The organism is uncultured Veillonella sp. (assembly GCF_905209685.1).
Taxonomy (GTDB): domain Bacteria; phylum Bacillota; class Negativicutes; order Veillonellales; family Veillonellaceae; genus Veillonella.
Genome location: NZ_CAJLUB010000076.1, coordinates 1 through 8,683 on the forward strand (window position 1 = coordinate 1; position 8,683 = coordinate 8,683).

At 40.4% G+C, this 8,683-nt stretch carries 6 protein-coding genes; all 6 read right to left on the reverse strand.

Features of this window, described 5'->3' with window-relative positions:
* Window positions 1-13: 13 nt before the first annotated feature.
* A complete protein-coding gene (gene ftsY, locus QZ055_RS06370; RefSeq protein WP_024066706.1) occupies window positions 14-949 on the reverse strand; it encodes a signal recognition particle-docking protein FtsY in 936 nt (311 codons plus the stop codon).
* Window positions 949-4,503 carry a chromosome segregation protein SMC gene (smc, locus tag QZ055_RS06375; RefSeq protein WP_295825379.1) on the reverse strand — a complete coding sequence of 1,185 codons (3,555 nt, stop codon included), beginning with the start codon at window positions 4,501-4,503 and terminating at the stop codon, window positions 949-951. The genes ftsY and smc overlap by 1 nt, the downstream gene beginning before the upstream one ends.
* 45 nt (window positions 4,504-4,548) lie before the next feature.
* Window positions 4,549-5,688 carry an elongator complex protein 3 gene (locus QZ055_RS06380; protein ID WP_295825381.1) on the reverse strand — a complete coding sequence of 380 codons (1,140 nt, stop codon included), beginning with the start codon at window positions 5,686-5,688 and terminating at the stop codon, window positions 4,549-4,551.
* A 195-nt stretch (window positions 5,689-5,883) separates the two neighbouring features.
* Window positions 5,884-6,621, reverse strand: coding sequence for a ribonuclease III (rnc, locus tag QZ055_RS06385; protein ID WP_105089034.1), 738 nt, complete (start codon window positions 6,619-6,621; stop codon window positions 5,884-5,886).
* Window positions 6,621-7,865, reverse strand: coding sequence for a beta-ketoacyl-ACP synthase II (gene fabF / locus QZ055_RS06390; RefSeq protein WP_295805447.1), 1,245 nt, complete (start codon window positions 7,863-7,865; stop codon window positions 6,621-6,623). Before fabF ends, rnc begins: the two co-directional genes overlap by 1 nt.
* A 36-nt stretch (window positions 7,866-7,901) precedes the next feature.
* Window positions 7,902-8,683: nitronate monooxygenase family protein (locus tag QZ055_RS06395; protein WP_295825384.1), on the reverse strand; the 782-nt coding region annotated here is incomplete at its 5' end.

Genomic DNA, 8,683 nt, shown 5'->3' on the forward strand with positions numbered 1-8,683 from the left:
TTCCCGGTTATATTTATTTGTCACCTTGAATCATTCCTTTATTAAATAGTGCATTAGCAAATTCTTTCGCATTAAATGGACGTAAGTCATCCATGCCTTCGCCAACGCCAATCCAGCGCACTGGTACACCTAGTTCCTCTTTAATAGAGATAACTACACCACCTTTTGCTGTACCATCAAGTTTAGTCACCACAATGCCGTTTACTGGCACTGCTTGACCAAATAATTTAGCTTGGCTTACAGCATTTTGACCTGTAGTACCGTCGAGAACGAGCAATGTTTGATGCGGAGCCCCTTCTACATGGTTATTCGCTACGCGGCCCATCTTTTTAAGCTCTTCCATAAGATTAACTTTAGTGTGTAGACGACCTGCTGTATCGACGATAACGAGGTCTGCATTACGAGCTTTTGCTGCTTCCATTGCATCGTATACAACAGCTGCAGGATCAGCACCCTCTTTATGTTTAACGATAGGCACACCAACGCGATCTGCCCAAATGGATAATTGGTCAGCTGCAGCGGCACGGAATGTATCACCTGCAGCGATAATAACCTTTTTACCTTCTTTAGTATAGTAGTTAGCCAATTTAGCGATAGTTGTTGTTTTACCAACGCCGTTTACACCCACAACAAGTATAACCTCTGGATGGTGAAGTGTAATTTCATCTTCTTGGTCAACTAGCATTTCTGTGATGCGGTCTTCCATAAAAGGCATTACATCACCAGTATTGTTGATAATACCTTCTGTTACACCACGACGAATTTCCTTCATCAAGTATTCTGTCGTTTTAGGACCAAGGTCACTAGTAAGCATAACTGCTTCTAAATCATCTAAGAAATCATCATCAATTTCTGCATAACCAATGATAACTGTCTCTACATTTTTTACAAAGGACTTACGAGTTTTTTCTAAGCCCTCTTTAATTTTATTAAAGAATCCGAATGCCATTATGCGAGATCCTCCTTCACATCTTCAAATGCTACTGTTAATAATCGCGATACGCCCCGTTCAACCATGGTTACCCCCTGTAATACTTCGGCAGCTTCCATAGTTTTTTTACGGTGAGATACTACGATAAATTGTGTTTCTTTATTTACCCGATTTAAGTAAGAACTAAATCTTTCTACATTAGCTTCATCAAGGGCTGCGTCAACTTCGTCAAGCACACAGAATGGGGCCGGACGATAGTCGAGGAACGAGAACAATAGAGCAATAACTGTAAGAGCCCGTTCACCACCGGACAACAAGGTCAATTGTTGGCGTTTTTTTCCTGGTGGCTGAATGTAAAAGTCGATGCCACCGGTCAAGATATTATCTGGATCTGTCAGTACAATTTGGGCTGTACCACCACCAAATAATTGGCTAAATACCTCTTGGAATCTGCGGCCTACCACATCTAATACATCGTATAGCTGTGTACTCATAGCTTTATCCATTTCCGCAATAACCGCTTGCAATTGCTCCTTCGCCGTATCTAAATCCGCCAATTGTGTAGTTAAGAAATCATAGCGTTCTTTAGTTTCTTCATATTCCTCAACGGCATTTGGATTGACGGGACCAAGCTCGGCAATTTCAGCCATCAAACGAGCTTGTTCATCCTTCCAATCGCTGACAGAGCCTTCAATGCGAAGGGCTTGCGCATCTTCCAATGTGAAGCCCAACTCTTGTAACTCCTCTACAAAGCGTTCACAATCCATGCGATGACGAGTAATTTTACCTTCCATATCTACAAGACGACTTTGTACCACTTTGTAGCGTTGATTTAATCTGTCTTGCTCGCTAAGGATAGATTCCAATTCCTCACGACCTGTAGATGTCTTATCATAAGCCTCATCACGAAGAGTACGCAAACGTTCAACTTCTGCTGTAGCCGCAGCTAACTCCTGTTCTGCTAATGCTTTAGCCTTCGGTAATTCCTCTTCACAGCGCTGTGTAGTGCTGATTAGCAAATTACGCAACGGCGTTAGACGATCTACAATGCTAGCAATAGATTGATTGCGTTGTTCCCGTTGAGTTTCACGTTCCTTAATGGTTTGTCGCAATGTATCACAAGTAAGGCGAGCTTCAGTGAAAGCCTCATACGCCTCTTGCTGTATCTTTTGCAATACAGTTAAACGCTCCATCAAGGCCCCTTGATTGCCCTCTACACCATGATTTTCTTGTAAGGAAGCAAGTGCTGTTTCTTGGTCTTTTAAATTAGCTGTTGTAGTTGCTAAATCAATATCGATTTGTACTAAACGTTGCTCTTCTTCAGAAAGAACACGTTTCTTACGATCTATTTGATTTTGTATATTTTGTACCTTTGTTTCGCTCGCTACATAGAGTAAGTTCGTATGTTGATAGCTTTCATCAAGGATAGCTCGTTCTTTTTCAGCCTCTTCAACCCGTTTTTCAAGGTTTTCCAAGCTAGCTGTTAAGGAACGAATTTGTTCTTCAATTTGCAAGAGCTCATGTTCAAGGCTAGCCGCCTCTTCCTTACGGCTCAATACGGAGGCACGCTTACGCTTTGTAGCACCACCTGTTAAAGAACCACCTGGTTGAAATTGCTCCCCTGTAAGGGTTACGATACGTAATTGTTGATTATATTTCTTCTGTAATCCAATAGCCTCATCCATAGAGGATACGACTAACGTACGGCCCAATAAATATTGGAAGATATGAGCGTACTTATTATCAAAGGAGATACAGTCAACAGCCGTACCTATAACACAACTTTCACGTAAGGATGGCGTATCATAAGGCTTACCTTTTACTGAATCCATCGGCAAGAAGGTTACACGGCCACCTTGGATAGATTTCAAATACTTAACACCTTCTGCAGCAGCACGAGCTGTAGTGGTCACAACATGGTTAACACTACCGCCTAATGCCGTTTCAATAGCTGTCGTATATTTGTCCTCAACTGTAAAGAGATCACCAACGGCGCCCGTAATCTTTTCACGCCAAGCGCCCTTACCATTAAGAATATTCTTAGTTCCTTCTAAGTAACCTTCATGCTGTTCTTCCCATTGCGCTAAGAGCTCTAAACGGCCTTTTGCACGTTGTTCTTGGGTACGAAGTTTTTGTAGCTCTTTGCGTTCCTCACGAGCTTGAATAGCTGCTTCTTTACCACCATCAACGAGGGCTTGTCGTTGTGCAGAAATAGCAGTAAATTTCTGACCCAGTGTTTCATATTCAGTACGAGCTGCTTGTAGTTCACTATCTACTTGAGCTATTTCAGCCTTTAAAACTTCACATTGCTTTGCGGATTCAGCCTTACGAGCTTCTAAGCTACGAATACTAGCCTTTGCTGTTTCAATAGCGCTCACAATTTCTAATTGATGTTGCTCAAATGCTTCTCGATTGGATTGTAAGGATTGGAACTTAGCTTGTTCTGCACCGACATCTTCAACAGCTTTATTATAATTAGATTCTAGCTCTTCTAGCTTAGATTCTTTCTCTACTAGTTGAGCACTTTCATCTTGAATCAATTGATTTAAAATGCGTAATTGCTGCTCTTCTCCCTTTTGAGTAGCCTCGAGCTCGCTAATGCGCATAGACGTTTCATCTAATTCACGGTGAGCGGTCTTTAATTGTTCTTCTAAAAGACGTAAATGACCTGCTAAACGCTCTTCATCACGTTGCTTTTCCGTATACTGAGCTTCCCACAATTTAAGCTGTTCTTGCTCTTTAGTGGAAGATGATTGCAATGTATGACGACGAGCTTCTAATTTGGACAACTCCGTTTGAAGCTCAATTTCTTCATCCTTAAAAGCAATATTATCGTTTTCAAAACGCGTTAACAGACGATCTGATGTCTTGTAATTATGAAAGCCTAACGCCCCATCATAGTCGCGCTTTGTACGACTTAAGGTCATATATTTCTTAGTCTTTTCAGCCTTTTCAGATAAAGGTCCAAGTTGTTCTTCAATTGTAGCCATAACGTCGCGTACGCGTTCCATGTTGCGGTCTGTGCTAGCAATACGACGCAATGCATCTTCTTTATTGATTTTAAAACGAGAAATACCTGCTACATCTTCAAAGATCAATCGGCGTTCTTCAGGCTTAGAGTTCAAGATAGCATCAATTCTGTTCTGACCGATAATGGCCATAGAGTCTTTACCAAGACCTGTGTCAGCTAGTAATAGATGAATGTCCTTTAACCGACAAGAGCGTTTATTGATGAGGAACTCACTTTCACCAGTACGATAAATACGACGTGTAATAGCTACCTCAGCCATATCTACATCTAGTTGATGGTCACTATTGTCGAATACAAGAGTAACCTCAGCTGCACTCATTGGCTTACGCTTTTCCGTACCAGAGAAGATAATATCCTCTGCTTTTTGACCACGTAAATTACGAACATTGGATTCCCCTAAAACCCATTTCATAGCATCCGTAATATTACTTTTACCACTTCCGTTAGGTCCAATAACGGCAGTCATTCCTGGTGAGAATTTTACAACCGTTTTATCAGCAAACGATTTAAAGCCCTTTAATTCCAACCGAAGTAATTGCATGACTGCCTCCTTTCTACTAACAACCCCGAATAATCATATCTTTTATTATAACACATATTGTAGGCCATCAATACAGCAACGAACAGTATTTCTCGTACTATCTTCACACCAATCTATGCTAAATTGAGGATATGTTTCTTGGAAATATAAAATATTGCGATTTTTAAGGCCTCGTACCTTAGATGTAAGGCTTCTAGGATACGAAATAACTATCCTATTTTGCATCATTCTATCTGTATTATTTGCATGAGTCCTACATTCAACCTTATGACTATAATGATTACTTAATGGTGAAAAATTATAAATATATTGGTCTCCGAAAGAGCTCTCAGAAAAGTGTTCATCAAAACATCTCTCAATGCGCTGTTTATACTGTTCATTTACTACAAGCTCACCCATAGCTGGCTCATAAGGACCGGCCACTAAGCTATCACCTGAATCGAGTTCATCCGTACTTTGTAATCCAGTGCGTATAACTTCAATATTATGTTCTTCAAACCATTCTTTTAAAAACGCACAATATTGAATAGCTTGCTCAGTGCTTAATGGTTTGTATTCACCAGCTCTATATTGATTAGCAAGCTCCGTATTTTCTATAACGAGAACAGGATAGATTCGTACAAAATCAGGCATTAATTCAGATACAGCAACAGCTGTCTCAATAATAGTGTCCCAACTCTCACCTTTTAGTCCTGGTAAAAGTTGTACGCCTACGGTCATTCCTCGTTTTTTTAATCGACTAACAGCTTCTATTACCTGCTGGGCCGTATGACCACGTTTAGCATCAACTAGAATTTGATCGTTCATGGACTGTACGCCAAGTTCTACTATTTTTACACCATAGCCTTGTAATAATGAGATAGCTTCAGCACCAACAGCATCAGGCCGTGTAGAACAGCGTATACCATCAATTATGCCTCTCTTAAGCATCTCAGAAGCTGGAGCTAGTAATTGATGTTGTAAATCTGTATGGATAGCTGTAAACGATCCACCATAAAAGGCGACCTCCCAGAACTTGTCGTTTCGTTTACTACCTACATACTCTGTAATCGTTTCTTTTATATAATCCGGCGTTAGGTGACTAATTCCAGATTGACCCGTAATACGAGACTGATTACAAAATGTACATACATAAGGACACCCTACATGAGGTATAAAAAAAGGTATCATTCCAAATGGTTTCATAGTCACCCTCCCTTCTTATATAAAATCATATTAGTTACAAATCTTATATGTTAATACATTAAAATCCATGTATTGGGTCTTGAGCTACGCCATTAATATATTAAGATATAAGATCTTATATATGAAAATCATTAAATAAATATATTGATTATTCTATATACCATTATACAGAAAAAAGCGCCATTAGGCGCTTTTCTATTTGGCCATTAACTGTTCTAATGTTAATTGAGCCGCATGTTGTTCTGCAATTTTTTTACTTTTACCAGAGCCGGCCTCATAAGTAACACCATCAATTTCTACAACCATATGGAATGTTTTTGCATGGTCAGGGCCACTTTCGCTGAGTAAGCGATAAACGATATGTTTATCACCATCTCGTTGTACATATTCTTGTAACAAAGTTTTATAGTCTTTGCCACGTTTGCCTTCTAAGGCTTGCTTGATATAAGTAATGAGATGCTTTAAAACGAAGTTCATCGCCGTTTGATAATCTGTAGAAATATAGATAGCGCCGATGAGAGACTCAAAGGTATCCGCTAAAATAGAATTACGATCATTACCACCAGAAGCTCGTTCGCCATGACCGAGCAATAAATATTGCCCCAGTTGTAAAGAACGACTTACAGATGCTAAGGAGTCCTCACACACTGTAGCGGCCTTGATTTTCGTCAAATTACCTTCAGCCATGTCTGGATATGTCTTAAATAGGTATTCCCCAATAATAAGATCCAAAACAGCATCGCCTAAAAACTCTAATCGCTGATTGTGATTAATATGCTTTGATTTATGTTCATTCGCATAAGATGTATGTGTAAAAGCACAATCTAAAATGGATATATCTGACACAGGTATGTCTAAACGAGCAACAAGCCCATGAAGAGATTCTTCACGAGCTTGTGTCATCTTACTCTTATGCGCTTCAACAGCTACCATTAGTCTTCATAACGGCGTACGCAAAGTGTACCGTTATGACCACCAAAACCGAAAGAGTTGGAAAGAGCACATTTAACTTGAAGGTCACGTGCACCTTCGCGAACATAGTCTAGATCCAAACCTTCATCAGGATTGTCACAGTTGATTGTAGGATGAACTTTACCAGTTTCGATTGCCATCGCCATAACGATAGTTTCGATAGCACCAGCAGCACCTAACAAGTGACCTGTCATGGATTTTGTAGAGTTAACAGCGATGTTTTTAGCATGATCGCCGAATAATTCTTTAATAGCCAATGTTTCATTTTTGTCGTTAAGACCAGTAGATGTACCATGAGCATTGATGTAGTTAACGTCTTTAGGATCGATACCCGCATCTTTGATTGCCAATTCCATACATTTACGAGCTTGTACACCACCTGGAGCTGGTGCAGTAATGTGGTAAGCATCGCCATTAGTACCATAACCTACAACTTCAGCGTAGATATGAGCACCACGAGCTTTTGCGTGTTCTAATTCTTCAAGAACAACGATACCAGAACCTTCACCCATTACGAAACCGTCGCGATCGCGGTCAAATGGACGAGATGCTTTTGTTGGTTCATCATTGCGTGTAGACATTGCTTTCATAGCTGCGAAACCAGCTACAGCAGCTGGAGAAACAGCTGCTTCAGTACCACCGGCAAACATGATATCAGCATCACCACGTTGGATGATACGGAAAGCATCGCCAATAGCATTTGTACCAGAAGTACAAGCTGTTACATCTGTAATAACAGGACCTTTAAGACCAAGACGGATGGATACACGTGCAGATGTCATGTTTGCAATCATCATAGGAACTGCAAATGGACTTACACGGCCAGGACCTTTTTCGAATAATGTTTCATATACTTCATGGATAGAGTCGATACCGCCAATACCAGTACCTACTACAGTACCACAACGATCTAAATCTTGTTTATCTAAATCAAGATCAGCATCTTCACAAGCAAGAACAGCAGCACCGATAGCCAATTCTACAGAACGGTCCATACGACGAGCTTCTTTCTTGTCTACGCCATAGTTTGTAACATCAAAATCTTTTACTTCACCAGCAATACGTGTTGCATATTCAGATGCATCAAAGCGTGTAATTGGCCCAATACCAGATTGACCTGCCAATAACGCATTGTAAAAGTTCTCTTTACCGATACCTACAGGAGTCACTGCCCCTAAGCCAGTAATTACTACACGTTTTTCCAATTATTCCACCTCTTATAGCTATACAGCCCTTTTAAATTAATCAATCTCTGCTACTTGCTGTTGTAGTTGAGCAAAGATATCTTTAACTGGCATAATCTTGTCGACTTTTCTCATATTATTGCCAGAGAACACCAAACCTGTTTCCACATCACCTTGTTGTGCACGAGAAAGAGCACGGATGATACAGAATTTATGGGAACAATGTTTCAAACAGTTATCACACACCGTTGGAGGTGCTACAGTACCGTCTAATACAGATTCAGCAAATTTATTTTTAATTGCTTGTCCAGGCAAACCTACAGGACTTTGAATTAATACAATGTCCTCAGGGTTAGTAGCCCGTACATACATTTTTTTCAATTCGTCAGATGCATTACATTCATCAGAAGCAGCAAAACGGCTACCCATTTGAACGCCACTAGCACCTAATTTCAACATTTCTACGATGTCACGACCATCAAGAACACCACCAGCACCAATAACTGGAATATTTTTAACGGCAGCTACAACCTCTGGAACGATTTCTCGAGCAGAACGGTCTGTACCCAAGTGACCACCAGCTTCACAACCTTCTACGATTACTGCTGCTGCACCTAAACCTTCAGAAATGCGAGCTAATTTTGCGGACGAAACGATTGGTACGATTGGCGTACCAGACTCTTTGCCCATTGCGAACATATCTCTTGAAAAACCAGCACCTGCTACTACAAGATCAATGCCCTCTTCGATGGCAGTTTTAACTAAGCCAGCAAATTGTGTGGCGGCTACCATCGCATTTATACCAATAATACCCGTAGGTGATAATTTTCTAGCTAATT

Bases quoted from the DNA above. Each gene is read 5' to 3' on its own strand.
- QZ055_RS06380 (WP_295825381.1), bottom strand. From the start codon at position 5,688: ATGAAACCATTTGGAATGATACCTTTTTTTATACCTCATGTAGGGTGT.
- ftsY (WP_024066706.1), bottom strand. From the start codon at position 949: ATGGCATTCGGATTCTTTAATAAAATTAAAGAGGGCTTAGAAAAAACT.
- smc (WP_295825379.1), bottom strand. From the start codon at position 4,503: ATGCAATTACTTCGGTTGGAATTAAAGGGCTTTAAATCGTTTGCTGAT.
- rnc (WP_105089034.1), bottom strand. From the start codon at position 6,621: ATGGTAGCTGTTGAAGCGCATAAGAGTAAGATGACACAAGCTCGTGAA.